Origin of the sequence: Blautia sp. CAG:257, from assembly GCF_000433815.1 — a bacterium.
GTDB lineage: Bacteria > Bacillota > Clostridia > Lachnospirales > Lachnospiraceae > Blautia_A > Blautia_A caecimuris.
The window spans coordinates 2711-25337 of sequence record NZ_HF999079.1; the positions used below are offsets into that span (position 1 = coordinate 2711).

The 22627-nt window shown below is 44.6% G+C and carries 19 protein-coding genes and 1 riboswitch; of the genes, 2 read left to right on the forward strand and 17 right to left on the reverse strand.

Features of this window, described 5'->3' with window-relative positions; all coding sequences use genetic code 11:
* Nucleotides 1–122 precede the first annotated feature (122 nt).
* The 12 genes from QVP40_RS09590 to QVP40_RS09645 all read right to left on the reverse strand — a co-directional run bounded on the left by QVP40_RS09590 (nucleotide 123) and on the right by QVP40_RS09645 (nucleotide 13600).
* Complete coding sequence (locus QVP40_RS09590) at nucleotides 123–623, reverse strand: COG2426 family protein (RefSeq protein ID WP_022068225.1); 501 nt, start codon at nucleotides 621–623, stop codon at nucleotides 123–125.
* A 15-nt stretch (nucleotides 624–638) separates the two neighbouring features.
* Nucleotides 639–1706 carry a histidinol-phosphate transaminase gene (gene hisC / locus QVP40_RS09595; RefSeq protein ID WP_022068226.1) on the reverse strand — a complete coding sequence of 356 codons (1068 nt, stop codon included), beginning with the start codon at nucleotides 1704–1706 and terminating at the stop codon, nucleotides 639–641.
* A 284-nt stretch (nucleotides 1707–1990) separates the two neighbouring features.
* The gene (locus tag QVP40_RS09600) at nucleotides 1991–3166 is read right to left on the reverse strand and encodes an NAD(P)-dependent malic enzyme (RefSeq protein ID WP_022068227.1); all 1176 of its coding nucleotides are present in this window, start codon (nucleotides 3164–3166) and stop codon (nucleotides 1991–1993) included.
* Between the two features lie 25 nt (nucleotides 3167–3191).
* Nucleotides 3192–4322, reverse strand: coding sequence for an Ldh family oxidoreductase (locus QVP40_RS09605; protein ID WP_022068228.1), 1131 nt, complete (start codon nucleotides 4320–4322; stop codon nucleotides 3192–3194).
* Nucleotides 4323–4501: 179 nt separating this feature from the next.
* Nucleotides 4502–5212: a FadR/GntR family transcriptional regulator gene (locus tag QVP40_RS09610; RefSeq protein WP_022068229.1), complete on the reverse strand. Its 711-nt coding sequence runs from the start codon at nucleotides 5210–5212 to the stop codon at nucleotides 4502–4504.
* A 151-nt stretch (nucleotides 5213–5363) separates the two neighbouring features.
* Nucleotides 5364–5954 carry a DUF1349 domain-containing protein gene (locus QVP40_RS09615; protein WP_022068230.1) on the reverse strand — a complete coding sequence of 197 codons (591 nt, stop codon included), beginning with the start codon at nucleotides 5952–5954 and terminating at the stop codon, nucleotides 5364–5366.
* 15 nt (nucleotides 5955–5969) lie between these two features.
* Nucleotides 5970–6890 carry a substrate-binding domain-containing protein gene (locus QVP40_RS09620; protein WP_022068231.1) on the reverse strand — a complete coding sequence of 307 codons (921 nt, stop codon included), beginning with the start codon at nucleotides 6888–6890 and terminating at the stop codon, nucleotides 5970–5972.
* A 4-nt stretch (nucleotides 6891–6894) separates the two neighbouring features.
* Entirely contained in the window at nucleotides 6895–8100 is a 1206-nt protein-coding gene (locus QVP40_RS09625; protein ID WP_022068232.1) for a response regulator transcription factor, read from the reverse strand.
* Between the two features lie 8 nt (nucleotides 8101–8108).
* On the reverse strand, nucleotides 8109–9893 hold the full coding sequence (locus QVP40_RS09630; RefSeq protein WP_022068233.1) for a cache domain-containing sensor histidine kinase: 1785 nt from the start codon (nucleotides 9891–9893) through the stop codon (nucleotides 8109–8111).
* An 86-nt stretch (nucleotides 9894–9979) separates the two neighbouring features.
* Nucleotides 9980–10993 carry a substrate-binding domain-containing protein gene (locus QVP40_RS09635; RefSeq protein ID WP_022068234.1) on the reverse strand — a complete coding sequence of 338 codons (1014 nt, stop codon included), beginning with the start codon at nucleotides 10991–10993 and terminating at the stop codon, nucleotides 9980–9982.
* A 102-nt stretch (nucleotides 10994–11095) separates the two neighbouring features.
* Nucleotides 11096–12079, reverse strand: coding sequence for an ABC transporter permease (locus QVP40_RS09640; protein WP_022068235.1), 984 nt, complete (start codon nucleotides 12077–12079; stop codon nucleotides 11096–11098).
* 12 nt (nucleotides 12080–12091) lie between these two features.
* Nucleotides 12092–13600 carry a sugar ABC transporter ATP-binding protein gene (locus QVP40_RS09645; protein ID WP_022068236.1) on the reverse strand — a complete coding sequence of 503 codons (1509 nt, stop codon included), beginning with the start codon at nucleotides 13598–13600 and terminating at the stop codon, nucleotides 12092–12094.
* Nucleotides 13601–13821: 221 nt separating this feature from the next.
* On the opposite strand from QVP40_RS09645, the gene QVP40_RS09650 reads away from it, so the two are divergent.
* Complete coding sequence (locus QVP40_RS09650; RefSeq protein ID WP_022068237.1) at nucleotides 13822–15024, forward strand: MalY/PatB family protein; 1203 nt, start codon at nucleotides 13822–13824, stop codon at nucleotides 15022–15024.
* Nucleotides 15025–15039: 15 nt separating this feature from the next.
* The gene (locus tag QVP40_RS09655; RefSeq protein WP_022068238.1) at nucleotides 15040–16929 is read left to right on the forward strand and encodes a hypothetical protein; all 1890 of its coding nucleotides are present in this window, start codon (nucleotides 15040–15042) and stop codon (nucleotides 16927–16929) included.
* 226 nt (nucleotides 16930–17155) lie between these two features.
* Here the strand turns inward: QVP40_RS09655 and QVP40_RS09660 are convergent, their stop codons facing one another.
* From QVP40_RS09660 to argB, 5 genes are all read right to left on the reverse strand, one after another.
* Entirely contained in the window at nucleotides 17156–17821 is a 666-nt protein-coding gene (locus QVP40_RS09660) for an energy-coupled thiamine transporter ThiT (protein WP_022068239.1), read from the reverse strand.
* 44 nt (nucleotides 17822–17865) lie between these two features.
* Nucleotides 17866–17971, reverse strand: a riboswitch (TPP riboswitch).
* Nucleotides 17972–18083: 112 nt separating this feature from the next.
* Nucleotides 18084–20312 carry a DNA helicase PcrA gene (gene pcrA, locus QVP40_RS09665; RefSeq protein ID WP_022068240.1) on the reverse strand — a complete coding sequence of 743 codons (2229 nt, stop codon included), beginning with the start codon at nucleotides 20310–20312 and terminating at the stop codon, nucleotides 18084–18086.
* Nucleotides 20313–20420: 108 nt separating this feature from the next.
* Nucleotides 20421–20573 carry a hypothetical protein gene (locus tag QVP40_RS09670; protein WP_288200455.1) on the reverse strand — a complete coding sequence of 51 codons (153 nt, stop codon included), beginning with the start codon at nucleotides 20571–20573 and terminating at the stop codon, nucleotides 20421–20423.
* Nucleotides 20545–21735: an aspartate aminotransferase family protein gene (locus QVP40_RS09675; RefSeq protein ID WP_138270386.1), complete on the reverse strand. Its 1191-nt coding sequence runs from the start codon at nucleotides 21733–21735 to the stop codon at nucleotides 20545–20547. The genes QVP40_RS09670 and QVP40_RS09675 overlap by 29 nt, the downstream gene beginning before the upstream one ends.
* Nucleotides 21722–22618 carry an acetylglutamate kinase gene (argB, locus tag QVP40_RS09680; RefSeq protein WP_022068242.1) on the reverse strand — a complete coding sequence of 299 codons (897 nt, stop codon included), beginning with the start codon at nucleotides 22616–22618 and terminating at the stop codon, nucleotides 21722–21724. Before argB ends, QVP40_RS09675 begins: the two co-directional genes overlap by 14 nt.
* Between the last annotated feature and the right edge of the window lie 9 nt (nucleotides 22619–22627).

A 22627-nucleotide genomic window follows, 5' to 3' on the forward strand; every position in this document is an offset into this window, starting at 1 on the left:
GTCCCTGATACTGTAGATTTTCTGAATTTTATTCTAGCATACTTTATATCTTCTGTCCACCGGATGAAAGCCGTTGCCGGCTATCTGTAAAAACAAAACCATTGATTTTACTTCTATAAAAATCAATGGACTATATTTCCTACAAGACCATAGGAAACCACATACATGATCACAGTTGCCATAATAATTCCGCCTAAAATAGCCAGAGAAGATTTCTTGATATCAACTTCCAGAAGAGAAGCGATCAGAGCCCCTGTCCATGCCCCTGTTCCCGGAAGGGGAATTCCCACAAACAGCATCAGACCCCAGAACTCATACTTTTTAATCTGATCACTTTTTCCCATAGCTCTGTTTTCAAGCTTTTCAATCAGACCATGAAAAAGCTTTGTCTTTTTCATAAGTTTAAAAATCTGTCTGATAAACAGAAGAATAAACGGAATCGGTATAATGTTTCCTATAATACATATGGGAATGGCTGTGGCTGCCGGAATCTTCAAAAGTGAAGCTGCCAGAAGTCCGCCTCTCAGTTCCAGGATCGGAACCATTGAAATAATGAAAATAACCATCTCTGCCGAAATAAACTGGGACAGGTTATCTGTAAACCACTGTACTAATACTTCCATATTGCCTCCTGCTGATTAATATTTTTGTTCATTCAGATAATTTCTGAGAAATTCTATAAGAACTTCCATTTCCTTTTGCGTTCCTATTGTAATACGCAGATGATTGCCTGTTCTTTTTCCCGGAAAATACCGGACATAAATATGATGGTTTCGAAGGGCCTGGAATAATTCCTCTGCCGGACAGCTTTCATGAGCAGCAAAAATAAAATTTGCCATAGAATCCTCAAAAGAAAAGCCCAGCTTTTTCAGTTCTTTTTTTGTCCATTCTCTTGTCTCAATAATTTTACAACAGGTTCTGTCAAAATATTCTCTGTCCTTTACTGCCGCCACCCCTGCTGCCAGAGCTGTTCTGTCCATTGTATAAGAATTAAAGGAGTATTTTACATCATTGAGGTAAGCAATAAGCTTCGAATCACCAACGGCAAAACCAATCCGCATCCCCGCCATAGATCTTGACTTTGAAAAAGTCTGCACAACCAGAAGATTATCATACTTATCCACAAGAGAAACCGCTGACTGTGCGCCAAAATCCACATACGCCTCATCTATGATCACAACAGCGTCTCTGTTATGCACCACAATCTCTTCCACCTCTGCAAGAGGCATGGCTACCCCTGTAGGAGCATTGGGATTGGGAAAAATAATTCCTCCGTTTTCTCTGAAATAATCTTCTTTTCTGATATGGAAATGCTCATCCAGAAACGGACGTTCATAGGGAATCCGAAAAAGCTCCGCCCAGACATCATAAAAAGAATATGTAATATCCGGAAACAGAATCGGCTTTTTACTGTTAAAAAATGTTAGAAAGCTCATAGCAAGCACATCGTCAGAACCCACTCCCACAAATACCTGCTGTTTTTTTACTCCACAGGCCTGCGCAATAGCTGCAACCAGCTCATCTGCTGCCGGGTCCGGATACAGTCTCAGAGACTCCGGTTCCATCCCACAGAGAGCTTTTTGCACTCCCGGCGCCGGCGGATATGGATTTTCGTTTGTATTCAGTTTGATCATGTCCTGACAGTCAGGCTGCTCTCCCGGTGTATAGGGAACCACCCTGCGGACATTCGCTTCCCAGGTCTGCATATTTTTTGCCACTCCTTTTCTTTATTCCGCATTACATATTTGCTATTGTACCGATTCTTTTCCCATTTGTCAAAGCTTTCATAAGGGAAAGTCTGCTCTGTATACGAAAATGAACATCCCTCATACATCCAGATATTCCTGAGATACTTTAGCTCTAAACTCAGGTGAATGTTTTGATTTTGACATGAAAAATACCTCCAAAGCAGCAGATTTGTATATTTAATCTGTCTGCTTTGAAGGTATCCTATTAAAGAATCAAAGGCGGTGCCACTTTCTACTGCCCCTTAGATTCTTGCCACGCCTGTTTTTCTTGCAGCATCGGCAACTGCCTTTGCAACCGCAGGTCCCACTCTCTTATCAAAAGCCTTGGGGATAATATAATCCGGTGAAAGCTCCTCATCGGAGATCAGCGCTGCCAGCGCCTCAGAAGCTGCAATCTTCATCTCATCATTGATATCTTTTGCTCTTACGTCAAAAGCGCCGCGGAATACGCCCGGGAACGCCAGTACATTATTGATCTGGTTAGGGAAGTCACTTCTTCCTGTGGAAACAACCTTTGCACCGCCTGCTTTTGCTTCATCCGGGAAGATCTCCGGTGTCGGGTTTGCGCAGGCAAAAATAATCGCATCCTCTGCCATTGTTTTTACCATTTCTGTTGTCACAGCGCCCGGCGCGGAAACACCGATAAACACATCTGCGCCTGCAAGCATATCAGCAAGAGAACCTGATTTTTTATCCAGGTTTGTTACCTTGCTCATTTCTTCCTTAACCGCATTCATTCCCTCTGCACGGCCTTCGTAAATGGCACCCTTTCTGTCGCAGAGAGTAATGTTCTTAAAGCCTGCCTTCAGAAGCAGTCTTGCAATGGAAATGGCTGCTGCTCCTGCTCCGTTCATGACTATGCGAACATCCTCTTTTTTCTTGCCCACAACCTTAAGGGCATTGGTAAGGCCTGCCAGAGTAATGATGGCAGTTCCGTGCTGGTCATCATGGAAAATCGGAATATCACATTTTTCTTTGAGCTTTTTCTCAATTTCAAAGCATCTTGGAGCGGAAATATCCTCCAGATTTACACCACCGAAAGAACCGGAGATGAGATAAATGGTATTGACGATCTCATCTACATCATGGCTTTTAATACACAGAGGAAACGCATCCACATCGCCAAACGCTTTAAAAAGAACGCATTTTCCTTCCATAACCGGCATTCCCGCCTCCGGTCCTATATCACCCAGACCAAGAACTGCGGAACCGTCGGTAACAACAAGACACATGTTCCATCTTCTTGTAAGATCGTATGATTTGTCCACATCCTTCTGGATCTCCAGACAAGGCTGCGCTACACCCGGAGTATAAGCCAGGGAAAGATCGTCCTTTGTCTCTACCGGAACAGTTGTCACAACCTCAATTTTGCCTTTCCATTCTCCGTGTAATCTCAGTGATTCTTTTGCGTAATCCATTTTTATATCCTCCTTAGGGATTCTTTTAATAGTTTCCTGTAAAAAACCTGCTGTCCTTGGGAAGCTCATAGTCCTTAAAATACTTGCCGAAATCAAGCTTTAAGTATCCGCATAGGTTTGCAAGCTCTACCATAGTGTTGTCATTGACCGGAATACCGTTTTCTCTTCTTTCTTTTTCTGCAAAGACTTCTTTTTCACCATGGGTATAAATGCGATCCTTGCCTTCAGCCTTTGGACTTTCTCTCAGGGCCTCAAGGTAGTCGGAAAAATGTTTTCTGATGGCTGCCGGATCACCGAATGCTGCCGGATCAATAGCCATAAAGCCATGGCAGATTCCGGTTTTGTCCGGGAAAGTACAGCAGCTGTCAGAAGTCACGCCCATGGAAAGAATGGAGCTGAACAGCTCGCAGAGCATTCCGTAGCCATATCCCTTATGACTTCCTGTCACCTCTTCGCTTCCGCCAAGGGGCATGATTCCACCGCCCTTTTTTGCCACAATATTTGCAAGTACATCAGGAGCGTCCGTGCTTGCATGGCCGTCCTTATCAAGAGCCCAGCCATCCGGCAGCGGTTTTTCCATCTTATTGTACATCTCCAGTTTTCCTCTGGTAACTACTGTAGTTGAACAGTCAAAGAAAAACGGATAGGGATCAGCCGGCATTGCCACTGCAATAGGATTTGATCCCAGCATGGCCTTTTTGCCGAATGTAGGAACCATAATTGCCTCAGAGTTGGTGCATGCCATACCGATCAGCCCCTGATCGCATGCCATTTTTGCATAAAATCCGGCAATGCCAAAATGATTGGACTCACGGACACTGACAATGCCCACACCTGTTTTTTTCGCTTTTTCAATTGCCTTTTTCATGGCAAAAACACTGATCAGCTGTCCCATTCCGTTATGTCCGTCAATAACAGCAGAAATCGGTGTTTCAAATACTACCTCTGGTTTGGCGTCCGGATGGATCGTTCCCTTTTCAATACCCTTGTGATAGCGAACCATTCTCTGCATTCCATGGCTCTCAATACCATAAAGATCTGCTGTCAGAAGCACATCCTTAATTTCTGCGCTCTCTTCATCATTAAAACCAAAGGCCTTAAATACATCGGTACAAAACTGATTTAATGTGTCATATGACCATTTTACATATCCCATGATAGTTCCCTCCGTTTTCTGGTTGTGCCAAACATTTTATTGGTTATACCAATTTGTAGTTTCATTATAGCATTGGTCATACCAGAGCACAAGAAAAATATTTTAATTTTTATGCAAAATCATATTATTTTAATGGGATCATTATGTAAAATAGTATCATATAGACAAAATATCAGTTGTCATTCTTCTTCCCGAAGCATTTCCGCCATAAATTTCTCCACAGTGACCATATGCTCCGACATACACCTCTCTGCCGCTTCCACATCTCCGTTAATAATTGCTTCCACCAGCCTGTGATGCTGCTCATCCACAACAGCGGCAGACTGATTTTTATGCATGATATAATCTCTGATTCCGGAAATGATACTCTCTGTCAGCTTGTCCGCAGCAGCCAGAACACTGTAGATCATGGGATTGTCTGCAATTTTGGCAATCTTCTGATGAAGTTCTTTATCAAGCTCACCCCTCATCTTCTCATCTTCAGCAGCATCCAGCCTGGCAATGATCATCCACAGCTCTGCCGCATCCAGAGGCGTACACTTTTTTGCAGCAAGAATTGCATTTTCCCTTTCAAGTGCTGCACGAAGCTGCTGGTTCTGGCGGACATAACCATTATTCAGCTGGAAAAGGATGGACAGAGGTCCGATCAGCCAGGTATCAAGATCTTCTGTTATATAATTGCCTCCTCCAGGCACTGCCTTCAGAATTCCCAGAAGCTCCAGTGCTCTTAACACCTCTCTTACAGCAGCTCTTGAAACCCCCATGGTTTCCGCCATAGTACGCTCTGCCGGCAGAGCATCTCCAGCCTTCAGCTTCCCTGTCTGGATATTGTCAATAATCTGCTTCAATATTCCATCAAACGCCCGTTCTTCCCCAATTTTCCTAAACATACTTCTCCTTAATTCTTTTTCATTTAATATGCACCTTTACAGCTCTTTATCAGAAACTTTTGTACGTCATAAGTATATCATTCTGCCTGATAAAAAGGCAAGCATTTAAAGGCGGCTCAGATAGTTTTCCTTCCAAATCAGCATCCGTTTTTTATTTATGTGCTTCCCATTTACATTCTGTAATTTCCATTTCTGTAAAGGTGGCTTTAAAAGAAGAATTTTCCGGGCTGCACGCATAAATGCCAAAGGTGATCTCCCCTGCACCCTCCCACATATGGCAGATACGCATCTGTTTAAAATTCACTCCGTCTGTGCTACACTCAATGCAGAAATCACTTTCTCTCCTGCTTAGGCGATACCACATTTCTTTTACAGATGCCGGAATATCCATAGTAGCCCAATCAGAATAGCCATGATTAGTTGCTACACTTCCCAGACGCTGATACTCCTCATTCTCATATTCAACAGAAGCCTTCAGCCAGTTTTCGCTGTCCAGATACACAGCCACTCCGCACTGGTCAAAACGGTGCTTACTCTCAAACCTTGTCCGCACAGTAAAAGAAAAATATGTGTCTGCGGTTTTTGTCTGAAGTACAGGCGCATTATCATTCTGAAATCCATAATAAGTACGCTGCCACAAATCTGTGCCGCACTCAGTAATAATCTCCACCTTTGTTTCATCCATAAATACCCTCTCAGGTTTCCTTGTCCATATCAGTTCCTGTTTTAAAAATTCTGCCATTTTTATCCTCCTCTTTTATTTTTTGTCTCCTGTAATCATTCTGGGAGTCACCGTGATGTCTCTCTGTACTTCTTTTTCTTCCAGAATATCCATGGCAGCATCATAAGCAAGAGATCCAAAATCCGGGCTCTGGATAGTTGCATCCAGAATTTCTTTTTCCACCAGATTCAGTCCGGCGCTTTCTCCCTCAAATCCATCTACCCCCACAAACTTTGTTCCATTTCCCATACGAAGCTGTTCTCCGGCAATATACGCTCCATACGCCATCTCATCATTAAAGGCGAAAACAATATCAGGAGCGCCATTTACAACAAGGTAATCCTTCATCCGGGCTTCTGCCACATCCCGGAACCAGTCCCCATAATAATACACAATATCTTTTTCTTTGACTTTTTTCTTCACTGCTTCTGTAAAACCGCGAATTCTGTCCTCTGATATAGGCGAGCCTTCCACGCCCTGAAACACGATAATCTTATCACCCTCTGTATAAAAATTCTCCAGAATATATTCTCCCGCCATCTTGCCAATTCCGTTATCATCTGCCTGTATCACCGTTGTATAAGCCTTTGTCTGCGGCTCCACTCCTACAACCACAATAGGAATTTCCTCAAAAACCTCCTCCATAATCCCGTTCAGCGCATTGCTCCCGTCCGGAGAAACGATTAAAAGATCAATTCCGCATTTCATAAGAGATTCGATATCCTGTATCTGCTTTTCAGTACTTCCTGCCGCATCCCTGAAAATCAGATTCACATTCTTTTCTGTCTCTGCCCTGCTTCCGATCACCTGAGCCAGGTTGTTCAGCCAGGGTTCCATTACATTGGTAAGACTTACTCCTATCAGATATTCATAGTCGTCTGTCCGTACGCTCTCTGTTCCGCATCCCCCGGTACATAAACAGACAAACAGAAGAAGCGCCAATATCCATTTTTTCACAACCTCACTCCTCCCGGGTCAGAGTTCTCCGAAATTCTGAAGGAGAAAATCCCTGACAGTTTTTGAATGCTGCAGAAAAATAATGCTGATTGCTGTATCCCACCTGTTCTGCAATCTGGTTCAGAGAAAGACGGTCATTGCGCATCAGAGAAATTGCCTGGCTGATACGGAGCATTGTCAGAAAATCTTTAAATGAGATTCCCAGCTCCTGCTTCATGATCCGGCTGAGATAAGAGGGATTGCAGCCAATAGCGTCTGCCACCTGGGTAAGATCCAGTTCTCTCTGCTGATAATGAGCATAAATATATTTTCTGGCTTCCATTACGATTGGCCTGCACTCCAGAATCTTTCTGGCACGGGTCCGCAGCTTTTCATGAACATCCGGAATCTCATCCCTTTTACAGGTCTGTATCAGGACACAGCATTTTCCATCTACTGTCTTATTTATTTTTTCTGATATGATTTCCTGAAGGTTCTCTGTTTCACCTTTATAGCCTCCGATCATTCCCACAGCATCCTGATACCGGTTCATGAACACATATACAGGCTTGTACTCGCCGATCAGATCCCTCATAATTTTTTCCAGAGTCATTTTGTAAAGCTCCTCAGGAACAGCTCCCGCCGGAATTTTTTCAGTAAAGCCGCTCTGCACAGAAACAAGAATCAGCATCACTGTATCCGGAAGTTCAATTTCCAGAAATTCTCTCTGTTCCTGCCATTCTTTTCCGGATAAATTTCCATTGATCCAGTCATTAAAAAACACGTCTCTTATGGTATTTTTATTCTGTACAAACTGCTGCCGCATCAGATTCATAAATTTTCTGGATTTCCGGGTCTGCCACAGTTGCCGGCTCACACTTTCCAGAGCTTCTTTCAGCTCACTGTCTGCAATTGGTTTCAAAAGATAATGAGACACACCCAGGGTAATAGCCTGCTGTGCATACGCAAACTCATTAAAACCGGAAATAATAATTACTTTACATTCTATAGAAAGCTTTTTCAGCTCTTCCAGAAATTTAATCCCACTGAGCTTTGGCATGCAAATATCTACAAGAAGAATATCCGGCTCATATTCCTTTGCTTTTTCCAGCGCCTCCAATCCGTTTTTTGCCTCTGCGCACACACATAGGGGCAAGTCAAAGGTTTCCAGTGTATTTTTCAGTCCCTGACGAATCTTCGGTTCATCATCTGCAATCAGTACGTTCCACATATGTCCTCCTATTTGCTCCTTTTTATCCTTAATTCTGCAATTACGCCGCCGCCCTCTCTCAGATAATAATGCAGTCCATATTCCTCTCCATAGAACATCCGCACTCTGTCGTTTACATTCAGACTTCCAAATGCATCAACCTCTGCCATCCGTTCTTTCTGATCAAACCACTGATTCAGCTGTCGACAGCGCTCCTCTGTCATTCCTGCGCCATTATCCTCCACTTTCAGAACAACAGAATCCTCCCCTTCCGGATATACCCGAATCCAAATGGTTCCATGCTCTCTCTCGGATTCCTTGATCCCATGATAAAGTGCGTTCTCAATCAACGGCTGGAGAGAAAGCCGCGGAACCTGACATTTAAGAATTGCAGGATCTGTCCAGACCTCATAGTCAAAAAGCTCCTCATACCGGAATTTCTGAATATCCAGATAGCTTTTTACCATGGCAATCTCCTGCTCCAGACTGATAAACTCTTTTCCCTGGCTTAAACTGATCCTGAAAAAATTAGATAATGCCAGTACAATGTCCACTATATCCTGTGCATGATATCCCTTTGCCATCCACTGAATAGTGTCCAGGGTATTATAAAGAAAATGCGGCTTTATCTGCTCATGCAGAATCTGCAGTTCTGCTTCTCGTTTATGTTTCTGCTCCTGATAGACCAGTTTCAAAAGCTCATCTGTTTTTGCCACCATAGAATTAAACGCATCTCCAAGCTGATGGATCTCTCCTTTATAGTGGTTGTCAAAACGTACTGTCAGATCTCCCGTCTGCGCCCGCTTCATCAGTCTGGACAATTTAGATATGGGCTTTGTAATTGAGGCAGCAAATACAACAGAGCACACAATGGCAAAAACAGCTATAACTACTGCGATCAGAATTGATGCCATCCTTACCTGCGAGGCGCCCTGAATGGTTTTTCCCCAGTCAAACACTCCCACTGCAGTTAAATCAGTATAAGAAGAGCGGCTGTAGATTACATTATACATTTCCCCTTCAATATTGCAGCGCACCTGTCCGCTGTCCCCTTGAGAAAACCATTCCGGATTCATCCTGTACACCACCTTGTTTTTCGGCGCATAGAGAACCTTGCCCTGACTGTCCTGAATATAGCTGAAGCCAGTCTGTCCCATGGTAATATCCTCAACAAGATTCTGGATACTCCGGATATCCAAATCGACCAGAATCACTCCCAGAGGCTTTCCGCTTTCTGTATCCGGAACCATCTGCACCGCTGTTACATAGCTGTCTGTACTGTAATTTTTCCAGCTTTTCAGATTTCTTCCCAGAGAGTTTCCAGTCAGTACCAGCTCCCCGTCTGCTTTCAGCGCTTCCTGATACCAGTCTTCTCTGGTAAGAGGAGTTTTCTGAATGCGATAGGAATCATTTGAAAGATAATGCCCTTTTTCGCTGGCTGTCACAATATTAAGATAATCCTCATAATGCTCTGAATAGCGCAGAAGCATATCACGGACTTTACTTTCCAAAATCACACGCCGCGCCTGCTCCTTCTGTTCATCCACTTTCAGATATTCCTGAAATTCCGGCGCAGCGCCCAGGGCTGCCACATTATCAGAAACAGACTGGAAAATCAGATCCAGAGCCTTCAATACCTGATTCTGAATTTCCATTGTGTTTGCATAAGAACTTTCCTCTATGGAATTCTGATAGATTACATTTCCTGTTCCGGTAATCACTACGGTTACAAGAAGGAGGAGACCGCAGTTCAGGGCAGCCATCCTGAACATCATATTTTCCGGTTTAAAAATTTTTTTAATTTTTTCCAACATTCCTTTCCTCCTGACATGCTCTCTATCATACCAGAAAAAGGGCTGCCTGCGCAGTCCCTTTCCTGTAAAAGCTTATTATTATCGTATTATTCTTCTGTCTTCTCTTCTGTTTCTTCTGCCGCACCGTCATCGGATCCGCTGTATTTTGCAAGAAGCTCTTCAGCATTGTCAGGCGTAACGATTTCAGATTGCAGAGTCAGTTCTTTTTCCAGTTCTTTACCTTCTACCAGAAGCTGATATGCGCTCTCAATCGCCTCAGCACCGCCGGTGGGATAAACCTGAGTCATGCTTAATCTGCCGTCCATAACACTTCTGATACCGCCGTCAGGTGTGGGAAGTCCGTCAAAACCAACAAAGAGGATATCTCCTTCTCTGCCTGCATTCTTTGCTGCAATGTAAGCGCCTTCTGCCATCGGGTCATTCAGAGCCAGGAAAAGATCAATCTCATCGTTTGTCTGGAGCATTTCTTCTGCTACGGTGATTGCTTTTTCACGAAGCCAGTCTGCATTGTTTGCTGCAACAATTTCAATATTTTCGTTCTTTTTGATCCCCTCACGGAAACCATTGTCTCTGTCAATACCGCCGGAGGTTCCCTCAAGGCCTTTGATCTCACAGACTTTTCCGCCGTCCGGAAGAAGAACATCTGCAACATACTCTCCTGCTACACGTCCCATATCTACGTTATCAGCGCCGATAAACTGTGTATATTTGTCTCCGTCAATCTTTCTGTCAAGAAGGATGACCGGAATCCCTGCATCATAAGCAGAACTTACCGCATTTGTAAGAGGAGTAGCCTCATTTGGAGAGGCGATGATCAGATCAACACCCATCTGTACAAAGTTTTCAATGTCAGCAATCTGCTTGGAGTTATCCTGTGCAGCGTCCGCAAAAACCACTTCAAACTCCGGATATTTTTCCGCTGCCATTGCGATCTGATCGTTCATTGCAACACGCCATGGCTCGCCAAGGTTACACTGAGACATACCGATCACATATTTGTCTTTTTTCTCTTCTTCTGCATGAACAGTAACTGCTCCTGCTGCAAGACTGGATGCGATCATTGCTGCTGCCAGTAACACACTAATGGTTCTCTTTTTCATATAACCCTACTTTCTCCGGCAGTGTATTTATTTTTATTGTTCATTCCTGCCTTCCGCTGCCGACCGGAAGAGAAGAATTTGTTTCACATATGTAATTGTCTGTCAGTCTTTTACCTTATCTGCCTGCATAAATACGGCAATGATAATAAGGAAACCTTTTACTACCAGCTGGAGATTGGAATTTACACCTTTCAGACCAAGTACGTTGTCAAGCATACCGAGGATCAGCGCACCTACCAGTGTTCCGATCAGTGTCCCCTTTCCGCCTGCAAGACTGGTTCCGCCAATGGCACAGGCTGCAACTGCATTCAGCTCATATCCCTGACCTTCGTTTGGTCCGCCCTGGCTGATCTGTGCCGCATGGATCATAGCTGCTACAGATGCAAGCATTGCACAGAGCATAAATGCGTATGTTTTGATTCTGTCTACTTTAATACCGGAAAGATATGCCGCCTGACGGTTTCCTCCAATAGCATAAATCTGACGGCCAAAGGTTGTTTTTGTAAGAACAATGTGAAAAATGATCAACAGTATGAGAAAAATAATGGCAGGTACCGGAACCACACCTCCGATTCTCATCTGTAGAACCTCAAATGCCGGCGGAGCCATTCCCTCGCCTTCTCCGTATGCCAGTGGGATACCGATTCCATTTGCCCAGAATCTTGCAAGACCGCGGGCAATGTTCATGGAAGCAAGTGTTACGATAAATGCCTGCAGTTTCAGTTTGGTAATACAGAGACCGTTGAAAAGTCCGAACAGACCGCCGATTACAAGACTCAAAAGAACTGCCGGTACGAATCCAAGTCCGCTCTTTACCATCAGATACGCACAGCCAGTGGAGATCAATCCCACTACAGAGCCAACCGAAAGGTCAATATCTCCCAGAATCAGGATCATGGTCATACCGATTGCAATAATACCATTCTCAGATACTGCTCTCAGAACATTCATCAGATTGCGCAGATCTAAAAAATTGTTTTTACCGTCTTTCACACAGACAACCGACGCTACTACGAATATAATTACCAGAGCGATGACACTTTGCATCTGTTTGAGCATCGCTTTCATTTTTACTTTGTTTTCCATTGTTCACCCTCCCTATCTTGTAGCACTCTGAAGAAGTTTTTCCTGAGTTGCATCTTCCTGCATAAATTCGCCGGTCAGCTCGCCCTCACAGAAAGTAACGATCCTGTCAGAAATGCCAATAACCTCCGGCAGCTCTGAAGACACTACAATAATCGCCATGCCCTGTTTTGCCAGGTTGTTGATCAGTTGGTATATCTCGGCTTTTGCACCTACATCAATACCTCTGGTCGGCTCATCCAGAAGAAGGATTTTGGGATGTGTCATCAACCATCGTGCCAGAACCACTTTTTGCTGATTGCCTCCTGAAAGAGAACTTGCCAGTGTTTTATAACTGGGAGCTTTTACTCTCAAAGCCTCCATCTGTTCCTGCCAGACCTTTTTTTCTTCCTGATGCTTCATAAAAAACATGGAGCTGAATTTTTTTAATAATGGAAGGGACATATTCTCCCCAATGGATCTCTGAAGCACCAGTCCGGAGCCCTTTCTGTCTTCTGTTGCAAAAGAAATACCTGCACGGATGGCATCTGCGGGAGTTTTAATAGTCACCGGCCGGCCCTCAATGATGATTTCTCCTCTGGTATCTCCATGGTGCACACCTGCCAGACATTCAAAAAACTCCGAACGTCCTGCGCCTGCAAGTCCTGCAATTCCCAGAACTTCACCGTGGCGCACCTTAAGAGAAATATTCTTTAAAGAACGCCGGAAGCTTCCCATTGGCGGCGTGTATGTAAGATTTTTTACCTCCAGAGCAACTTCACCTTTTTCCGTAGGATCTTTTGGGTACTGCTCACTCATATCACGGCCTACCATCATTCTGATAATCTCATCCTTGGATGTTTCCGCTGCCTTGACTGTGCCGATATACTGGCCATCGCGCATAACCGTAAGCCTGTCCGCAATCTTAAATATCTCTTCCATTCGATGTGTAATATAAATGATTCCTTTGCCTTCACCGCGAAGCCTGCGGATAATGGTAAACAGCTTTTCTGCTTCTTTTTCACTGATGGCGGATGTAGGCTCATCCATGACAATAATCTTGGAATTAAGAGAAATTGCCTTTGCGATCTCCACAAGCTGCTGCTCTCCGATACGGAGATCTTTCAGCTTTTTTGAAGGATCCACATGCACATCCAGCATGTCCAGATATACTTTAGCCTCATCCTTCATTGCCTTGAAGTCTACTGCAGGTCCGGCAGAGGTTTTCCATCGTCCCAGAAAAATATTTTCTGCCACACTGAGCTCCGGCACGATCTGAAGCTCCTGATGAATTTTGGCAATTCCCAGTTTCTTCGCTGTGATCGGATCAGGTACGACGACTTTCTCACCATTTAAGTAAATCTCTCCTTCTGTTGGCTGCAGGGAACCGCTTAAAATATTCATAAGCGTAGATTTTCCTGCACCGTTCTCGCCCATCAGAGCCAGAACCTCGCCTGCATAGAGGTCCAGGGAAACACCCTTCAGAGCCTGAACGTTTCCAAAGGTTTTACTAATATTTTTCATATCAAGTAATTTCTTTTCCATAGCTCCTCCTTATCTGTTCTCATATGATATGTGTATTATACACAAAAAACCACGGTATGTATTTCTAATTTTCGGTGTTCTTTTTATAATTTCTTTACTTTAATTTCATTTTATCATTATTTTTTGTTCATTTTTAACAATCTCTGTTTTTCTTCCGGCATTGACTTTTCCCCAACACCTCCGTATACTTTTTTTATACTGAAAACAGGAGGTTTTTTACCATGAAATACGACTTCACTTCCATTACAGACAGACACGGAAAAGATTCCATTGCAGTGGATGCACTTACAGGCTCAGGCTTCGCTCCTGCTCCTCCCAAGGACGGCTTTGACATTATTCCCATGTGGGTTGCGGACATGAATTTTCCCACTGTACCCACTGTGCCGGAAGCTATCATAAAGCGGACACAGCATCCTTTTTACGGATATTTCTCACCCTCAGAGGAATATTTTGACAAAATCATCCGCTGGCACGAAACACGCAACCATGTTACAGGTCTTACAAAAGAATGTATCGGCTACGAAAACAGTGTTCTCGGCGGCGTGATCTCCGCCCTTACCTCTTTTGCGTCGCCAGGAGATAAAGTCCTTCTTCACAGTCCCACTTATATCGGCTTTACCAACAGCCTCAGAAACAATGGCTTTGACATAGTTCTCAGTCCTTTAATCCAGGATGAAAATGGTGTCTGGCGCATGGACTATGAAGATATGGACAAAAAACTCCGTGAAAACAATATCCACGCAGCAATCTTATGCAGCCCCCACAATCCCTGCGGCCGTGTGTGGGAACGGCAGGAGCTGGAAAAAGCCATGGAAATTTACCGGGCAAATGACTGTATTGTAATCTCTGATGAAATCTGGTCGGATATTCTTCTGGATGGTCATAAGCATATCCCTACCCAGTCTGTGAATGAGGATGCCAGAAACCGCACTGTTGCCCTGTATGCTCCCAGCAAGACCTTTAATCTGGCAGGTCTGGTGGGAAGCTATCATATCATCTACAATAAATATCTCCGGGACAGGGTTCAGGCAAAGGGCAGCAAATCCCATTATAATGAAATGAACCTTCTTTCCATGCATGCTCTCCTGGGCGCCTACCAGCCGGAAGGCTATGAATGGGTAGACGAGCTTTGCCAGGTTCTCTCAGGAAATGTCAGCTTTGCCTGCGATTTTATCCGGGAACATTTTCCGGAAATAAAAGTTGTAAAGCCGGAGGGAACCTATATGCTGTTTCTGGACTGCAGCCAGTGGTGCCATTCCCATGAGAAAACTCTTGACCAGCTTCTGAAAGCCGGATGGGATGTAGGTGTTGCCTGGCAGGACGGCCGTCCCTTCCATGGCCCCTGCCACATCCGTATGAACCTTGCCCTGCCTCTTTCCCGGGTGCAGGAAGCATTTGAACGTCTGGACAAATATGTATTCTGATAAAAGGAGAGCCGTGTGAAAAAAATTAACAATCTCCGGTTTCTGCCCCGGATTTCTGAGGCAGAAAAAAGAAGGCGCAATCCCACTTACCGGAATGCCCGTAAATCATATACAAAAAATCTGCTTTTTTTCTTTCCTGTGTGGATTATCCTTCTGATTGTATTGGTTTTTGTGATCACAAATATAGAAAACCGCATTCTGGCAGGTATTGTCGGCCTTTTTCTTGCGGCTTCTCCCATTATGGGCCTTGGGATCGCCTGTAACCTCAGCCTTCGCCTGTGGGTCTGTCCCCACTGTGGAAAGGAACTTCCTGTGCAGCATATTCAGTATGTTTCTCTTCCTATGTACACCGCTCAGTGTCCCGGCTGCGGATATTCTCTGGAAGAAACAATCCCCTCCAGTGCGTCATTTACACAGACTTCCTGTGAGCAAAATCAGAGGATTGATAAAAAAAGGAAGCTTCCGGCCATGGTTTTCGGTGTTCTTCTGCTTATGTGCGCTGTATTTATGCTGATCACATGCTTTGTTTCTATCGGAAAAGATCCCGGATATGCAATTGCAGTCGCTTTTTTCACTACTGCCTTTACTCTGGCTTCCGGAATTTTTCTTTTCATACCTCATACTCCGGAGAGGCACACGGAAGAAGAACCCTTCTTATATGTACGAACCTCTGTACTAAGACTGGTTGCAGGCAGTTTCCTGTTGCCCCTGGGATGGCTGATTCTTTTTGTTGCCACAGCGACTGTCGCCGCGGAGCCTGTTAATATATCCATCTTTTTTATGTTCATAACAGGATTTATATTTTTTCTGTGGGGAATATGGTGTCTTCTGGCTTACCAGAACAAAAAGATCCTGCTTTTCCGCAGCGGTAAACTGATATACTCCGCGCCATACGGCAGATACAAAGAATTTCATACAAAAACATTTGCCTCAATGAAGTATGGCGCCATGGGTTCTGTCCGGATTCATGATTCAGCCGGAAACCTTCTTTTTTCTTTCCGTGCCTCTCTGCCCGGCGGAGCACAGCTTACAGGCCGGCTGTCAGAACACTGTGAAACAGCTTCTGCTGCCGGACCGGACCAAAATACAAAACAGTCCCGGACAATCAGAGCTTCCAGAGAGCCTATGGAATGGAAAGAAGAATACCGTACGCCTATGCATGATCACCTGAAAGCAATAAAAGCGGGACTGATCGTCGTTTCTCTTCTTGCGCTTGCAGGAACCATACTTCCGTTTCTTTTTATGACAGAATTCAGTTTAACCTGCGCTGCAATGACTATGACTCTGTCTTTGTTCCTTCCAGTGATCTACTACCTGATTTTTTCCAGTGTTCTGTCTCTGGACGGTAAGCCCCGTCATGCCACTGCAGAATGGAAATCCATGTACATTACCATGCCGGTTTTTCCTCTGGGAATTCTGTTCCTTTTTGTGGTTCAGGTTATCCGCGTTTTTGATAAAGTAAGGCTGACTGTTGCTGATTCCGACCGTTCCCTTATCTGTTGGATCGCCATTGCAGCCATACTTATCGTCATTACCGTAATACGAACACCAAAGCACCTGCGTGGAGAGGGTCTGTTTATATGGGGACTTTTTCTGTGTCTTCTGGCCTATTCACTTTCTTACAGTCTGAACGCCGCCACCTGCTCAGAGGCCGTGCATACCACTGCTGTAATCACTGACAGTTCTGTAGAAAACCGCGACAAAGACGATCCTGACTATTATCTGACAGTAAAACTGTATGATGCTACAGAAGCAGAGATTTACGTAACAGAAGATCTTTATATGATGTATCAGACAGGACAGCCAATTTCTCTCTGCCAGAGAACAAGCGCTTTTGGTGTACGCATGGTTCAACTTCATGCGCCGCTGAATAAAGAGAATCACTCCTTTTACAACCAAAAATAAAACCTATACAGCTTGTCATAATCTCCCCAGAATATACACTTCTTAAATACTGCAGAAAAGGAACCGGGAATATCCTCCGATGGTATTCCCGGTTCCCTGTCTTCGTCTGTATTTTCCCGGCTCTGCGGTTTCTCCTTTGTATATGCTCCTGTTAAAAACAGGTTTTTTCTCAATATTAATGTACACTGAGAAAAAACCTGTCTGTCATCCTTAAAAGTATATACTTTTACTCCACTGCTGCTTTTTTCACCTGCGCAAGCGCTCTGGCAACTGCCGGAATGGAAATAATGATCACAGTGATCACTCCCTCTGCCAGCAGAAAACTGTAATTATAAACAATCGGATACACTGCTTTCAGAGACTGGGGGAAATTTTCCGGCATGTAGCTCATCCAGTAAAGATATCCGCCCAGTGCGTGAAAGGCTCCTCGCGCTATCACTGCTGCAATATAGCCTTTCACAAGTCCATGGCTGCTTTTTGCAAAAAAGCCTGCCACTCCCAGCGCCGCAAAAGCAAGAACATAGTCGCAGCACACCTGGAAAAAGGACAGCACATAGGGTTCCTGGATAAACTGCAGGATTCCGTAAGCCAGACCTACCATTACACCGGTTTTGGGGCCGTACCAGTTGGCAGTAAGCACAATAAAGAGCATACTGCACAGTGTGACACTTCCTCCCCAGGGCAGGTGAAAAATTTTCAGGTAAGACGTAATAAAGGCAAGCGCCACCGCCATGGCGCAGAATACAAGCTGTTTAGCAGACATTTTCTTCTTTTCAGAGCTTTTTCCTGCAAAAAAGATCGCAAGGCCGAACAGCGCCACTCCCACTGCAATGCACACAGCATACCCGGCTGTTGTAAGCCCGCCGTCTGCATTTACCATAAATTGAAACATAAAAAAACCTCCTTCATCTTCGATTGAAGACAAAGGAGATTTACATCTCGCATTCAGCGCATACCTACGTTGGCATTACCCAAATCAGGTTACGGGTCGAAGTTTACAACTTCCTCTCAGCCTGTGACACAAGCTCCCCTGTCGACAATCCATATGTAATAATTTCAGAAACCGCCATTGTCCTTTAACATCCGGTCAGGTCTCTGTAACGAGTCCTATTATATACCTGCCTCTTATAAAAAGCAATGGATTTTCCTCTGTATCAGATTTTTTTCAGCTTGGCAAAACCTGCAAACATCTTTTTTGTTCCTGCTCTGTCAAAGTCTACTGTAACCTCGTAATCTCTTCCACCCTCTACGATGTCCTTTACGATTCCCACACCGAATTTTACATGGCGAACCGTATCGCCCACTCCGTAGTCAAGACTCTCTGCTTTTTTTACCTGAAAGCTTTTGGGCTGGAAGGCCTTTGCCTGAAAAGCCATTTTCATCTGCATATAGCTGCTTTTTGCAGAAGTAGTTTCCGGCATCTTTGGCTTGTGCTCCTGAATGGTATGTCCCAGTTCCACCAGCTCCCGGGGAATCTCTCTTACAAATCTGGAAACACGATTGTACTGGGTTTCACCGCGTACCATTCGCTGCTGGGCGCTTGTAAGGGTCAGCTCCTTCATTGCTCTTGTGATCCCCACATAGCAAAGCCTTCTTTCCTCCTCCATATCCGACAGATCTGCAGAAAAAATACACATACTGCTTGGGAACATTCCGTCTTCCATCCCTGCCAGATATACGTAAGGAAATTCAAGGCCCTTGGCGCTGTGCAGAGTCATAAGAAGAACATAATCCTGATCAGGATCCACAGAGTCAATGTCAGCAACCAGGGCAATTTCCTCCAGAAATCCGGAAAGGGTTGCCTCTCGTCCTTCTGCCGCCATGGCTTCCTGATAGGAGACTGTTTTTGAGATCAGTTCGTCAATATTTTCAATCCTTGCTCTGGACTCTTCTGTATCCTCTTCCTTTAACTCATCCACATATCCGGTAAGATCAATAATCTCCTCCAGAAGTTCTTCCACTGTATATGCAGCCGCCTTGCTTTTCAATGACTGAATAAAAGTCACAAAACCGTCAATTTTTGACTGGGCTCTTCCAAGAGACGGAATTTCCTCAGATACCCGCAGGGCATCATAAAAGCTGATCTGCATATGGTCTGCATACTCCTGAACCCGTCCCACAGTGGTTGCTCCGATTCCCCGTTTCGGCACGTTAAGAATCCTTCGCACAGCCAGATCATCGGAAGCATTGTCAATTGTTTTCATGTAAGAAAGAAGATCTTTAATCTCCTTTCGGGCATAAAAGTTCACCCCGCCTACGATCTTATACGGAATGTTTGCAAGAAGACACTTTTCCTCAAAAAGTCTGGACTGAGCGTTTGTCCGGTAAAGGATCGCACAGTCACGGTAGCTGCATCTGCCTTCCCTGCGCCTGGAGGCAATATCTCCCACCACATACTCAGCTTCTTCAAAGCCGTTCATAAACTGGCGAAAATGGATTTTTTCTCCCTCGGGATTCTCTGTCCACAGAGTTTTGGGCTTTCGCTCCGTATTATTTGCGATCACTTCATTTGCCGCATTCAGGATGTTCTGGGTTGAACGGTAATTTTGTTCCAGGCGAATGACTTTTGCCTCCGGAAAAACCTGTTCAAATCCAAGAATGTTTCCGATATTTGCTCCGCGGAATTTGTAAATAGACTGATCGTCGTCACCTACCACACAGAGATTTTCATATCTGGATGCAAGAATACTTACAAATTTAAACTGGGCCGTATTGGTATCCTGATACTCATCCACCATAATGTAACGGAACCGTTCCTGATAAGATTCCAGAACCTCTCCGCAGTTCTGAAACAGTTCTACTGTTTTTACGATCAGATCGTCAAAATCAAAGGCATTGTTTCTTCTTAATGAAATCTGGTATTCCCGATAGATCTCAGCAACCTTTTTTTCATTAAAATCAGCTGCGTTCATCAGCATTTCATCCGGTGTAACAAGCTCGTCTTTTGCATGAGAGATCTGAGCAAGAAGAGAGCGTTCTTTATATTTCTTGGTATCCACGTTCAGCCTTCTGCACACATCTTTTATGAGAGTTTTCTGATCGTCTGTATCATAAATGGTAAAATTATTATCATATCCGATGCGGTCTGCATGTCTGCGAAGAATTCTCACACAAGTAGAATGGAAGGTAGACACCCAGACACTTCCCCCGTCCAGACCTACGATCTTATCCACACGCTCTCTCATTTCCTGAGCAGCCTTATTTGTAAAGGTAATAGCAAGAATATTCCAGGGGTTTACTCCCTTTTCTGCGATCAGATAGGCGATTCTGTGAGTCAGCACTCTTGTCTTTCCTGAACCTGCTCCTGCCAGGATCAGAAGAGGACCTTCGGTATGATAAACAGCCTCCTGCTGCATATTGTTTAATGATTCATATATACTCATATTTTCTCCTATATTCTGCCAGTTCATCATTTTTCTCTGCATGTCCCGGGATTTGGGCATATACATGCCAGGGCACCCTGCAGGACAGTGACCTGTAATCAGTAGCTTTTACTTCCAGAGCATTCCTGCCCTGATTTCCTGTATCATGCCCTTCATTGTATCATAGATCTGCGCCTTTATGAATAAAAATATTTCATCCGCATTTAAAACTGCATTTGAGAAAAGCCCGGCATTACGCCAGGCTTTTTTCCAGTTTTTCAATCATTTCATCAATATCTTCTTTTGTGATCACAAGAGGCGGAACCAGTCTCAGTACATCGCTTCCTGCTGAAATCACCAAAAGTCCGTTTTCCAGAGCCTTACTTACAATCGTCCCCACGGAAATACCCTGTATCACAAGTCCCTGCATAAATCCTTTTCCACGTCTCCGGGAGATAATTTCATATTTATCCACAAGAGCGTCCAGTTTTTCCTCCAGATACGGAGTCAGCTCACGGACATGCTCCAGAATATGATCTTTCTCAAAAATATCAAACACCTTGCTCACTGCTGCGCACACAAAGGGATTTCCTCCATAGGTGGTTCCATGATCTCCAGGTTCCAGAGACGCTGCCGCCGCTTTTTCTCCCAGAACAAAAGCGCCTACCGGAACACCGCAGCCCAGAGCCTTGGCGCAGGTCATAATATCCGGCTTTACACCGTAATCCTGCCATGCAAAATATGTTCCCGTACGTCCCATACCGCACTGTATCTCGTCAAAAATCAAAATCAGGTCTTTTTCATCGCAAAGAGCTCTCAACCCCTGCAAAAATCCCGGATCTGCCGGATAAATTCCGCCTTCCCCCTGAACCACCTCTGTGAGAATGGCGCAGGTTTTGTCTGTGATCTGGGATTTTACACTTTCCAGATCATTAAAATCCGCAAATTTCACGCCGCCGATCAGTGGCTCAAAGGGTTCCCGGTAATGAGCGGTCCCGGTAACAGAAAGAGCTCCCATGCTCCTTCCGTGGAAGGAATGGTTCATGGCAATGATCTCATATCTCTCCCCGTTATACTTCGTGCAGGAGTATTTCCGGGCAGCCTTCAGCGCTCCCTCTATGGATTCTGTACCGCTGTTTGTAAAAAACGCCCTGCTCATGCCGCTGGCTTTTACAAGCTTTTCTCCTGCCTCGCTCATAGGCTCATTATAATAAAGGTTTGAAATATGAAGCAGTTTGTCGATCTGCGCTTTCAGCGCCTCATCATAGCCGGGATAATGATATCCCAGAGCGTTTACTGCGATCCCTGCTGCAAAATCAAGATATTTTTTTCCGTCTGTATCATAAAGCCGGCAGCCTTCCCCGTGGTCAAACATAACCGGAAATCGGTTATAGGTATGAAGAATACTTTTTTCTGCCTGCTCCATCTGTTCATGCATGCTCATCATAATATTTTTCGCCGTCCTCTCTTAAAATAGCTGTTCCGATTCCTTTATTTGTAAAGATCTCCAGAAGAAGGCTGTGAGGAATCCTGCCGTCCAGAATATGCACCCGGTTTACTCCGTGTTCAATGGCGTCAATGCAGTTTTTCAGCTTGGGGATCATTCCTCCGCCTACATAGCCGTCTGAGATCAGCTTTTCCGCCTCGTGAATATGCAGCTCGGAAATCAGACTTTCCGGATCATTCTGATCCTTGTAAACTCCCTCAATATCAGAAAGAAAAGCAAGCTTTTCCGCATGGACAGCCTCGGCAATGGCGCAGGCTGCGTCATCTGCGTTAATATTATAGGAATCATAATTGTCATCATATCCCACCGGAAAAATGATCGGCAGGAAATCCTGCTCCAGAAGCTCATGGAGAATCCTCGGGTTTACCTGCTGGATCTCGCCTACATATCCAATGTCCTCGCCATTTGACAGCTTCTTTGTACACTTCAGAAGTCCTCCGTCCTTGCCGCTGATTCCAACAGCCTCCACTCCCAGAGATTCTACAAGCGTAACCAGCTCTTTATTTACTTTTGCAAGAACCATTTCTGCGATTTCCATGGTATCTTTGTCTGTCACACGAAGTCCGTTTACAAATCTTGGCTCCATTCCCACTTTATTTACCCAGCGGCTGATCTCCTTGCCGCCGCCATGTACAATGATCGGCTTAAATCCTACCAGCTTCAAAAGAACCGCGTCTTTAATTACGTTTGCTTTCAGCTCCTGATCCAACATGGCGCTTCCGCCGTATTTGATCACCACAATTTTCCGATTAAAACGCTGGATATAAGGAAGCGCCTCGATCAGCACCTCTGCCTTGTCCAGATATTTCTGTTTTACCATTTCTTTTCC

Excerpts from the sequence above, each read along its gene's own strand:
- QVP40_RS09605 (WP_022068228.1), bottom strand. The coding sequence starts at position 4,322 with ATGGGATATGTAAAATGGTCATATGACACATTAAATCAGTTTTGTACC.
- argB (WP_022068242.1), bottom strand. The coding sequence starts at position 22,618 with ATGGTAAAACAGAAATATCTGGACAAGGCAGAGGTGCTGATCGAGGCG.
- QVP40_RS09645 (WP_022068236.1), bottom strand. The coding sequence starts at position 13,600 with ATGGAAAAGAAATTACTTGATATGAAAAATATTAGTAAAACCTTTGGA.
- QVP40_RS09600 (WP_022068227.1), bottom strand. The coding sequence starts at position 3,166 with ATGGATTACGCAAAAGAATCACTGAGATTACACGGAGAATGGAAAGGC.
- QVP40_RS09630 (WP_022068233.1), bottom strand. The coding sequence starts at position 9,893 with ATGTTGGAAAAAATTAAAAAAATTTTTAAACCGGAAAATATGATGTTC.
- pcrA (WP_022068240.1), bottom strand. The coding sequence starts at position 20,312 with ATGAGTATATATGAATCATTAAACAATATGCAGCAGGAGGCTGTTTAT.
- QVP40_RS09650 (WP_022068237.1), top strand. The coding sequence starts at position 13,822 with ATGAAATACGACTTCACTTCCATTACAGACAGACACGGAAAAGATTCC.
- QVP40_RS09640 (WP_022068235.1), bottom strand. The coding sequence starts at position 12,079 with ATGGAAAACAAAGTAAAAATGAAAGCGATGCTCAAACAGATGCAAAGT.
- QVP40_RS09615 (WP_022068230.1), bottom strand. The coding sequence starts at position 5,954 with ATGGCAGAATTTTTAAAACAGGAACTGATATGGACAAGGAAACCTGAG.
- QVP40_RS09625 (WP_022068232.1), bottom strand. The coding sequence starts at position 8,100 with ATGTGGAACGTACTGATTGCAGATGATGAACCGAAGATTCGTCAGGGA.
- QVP40_RS09610 (WP_022068229.1), bottom strand. The coding sequence starts at position 5,212 with ATGTTTAGGAAAATTGGGGAAGAACGGGCGTTTGATGGAATATTGAAG.
- QVP40_RS09675 (WP_138270386.1), bottom strand. The coding sequence starts at position 21,735 with ATGAGCATGCATGAACAGATGGAGCAGGCAGAAAAAAGTATTCTTCAT.
- QVP40_RS09660 (WP_022068239.1), bottom strand. The coding sequence starts at position 17,821 with ATGTTTCAATTTATGGTAAATGCAGACGGCGGGCTTACAACAGCCGGG.
- QVP40_RS09635 (WP_022068234.1), bottom strand. The coding sequence starts at position 10,993 with ATGAAAAAGAGAACCATTAGTGTGTTACTGGCAGCAGCAATGATCGCA.
- QVP40_RS09590 (WP_022068225.1), bottom strand. The coding sequence starts at position 623 with ATGGAAGTATTAGTACAGTGGTTTACAGATAACCTGTCCCAGTTTATT.
- hisC (WP_022068226.1), bottom strand. The coding sequence starts at position 1,706 with ATGCAGACCTGGGAAGCGAATGTCCGCAGGGTGGTTCCCTATACACCG.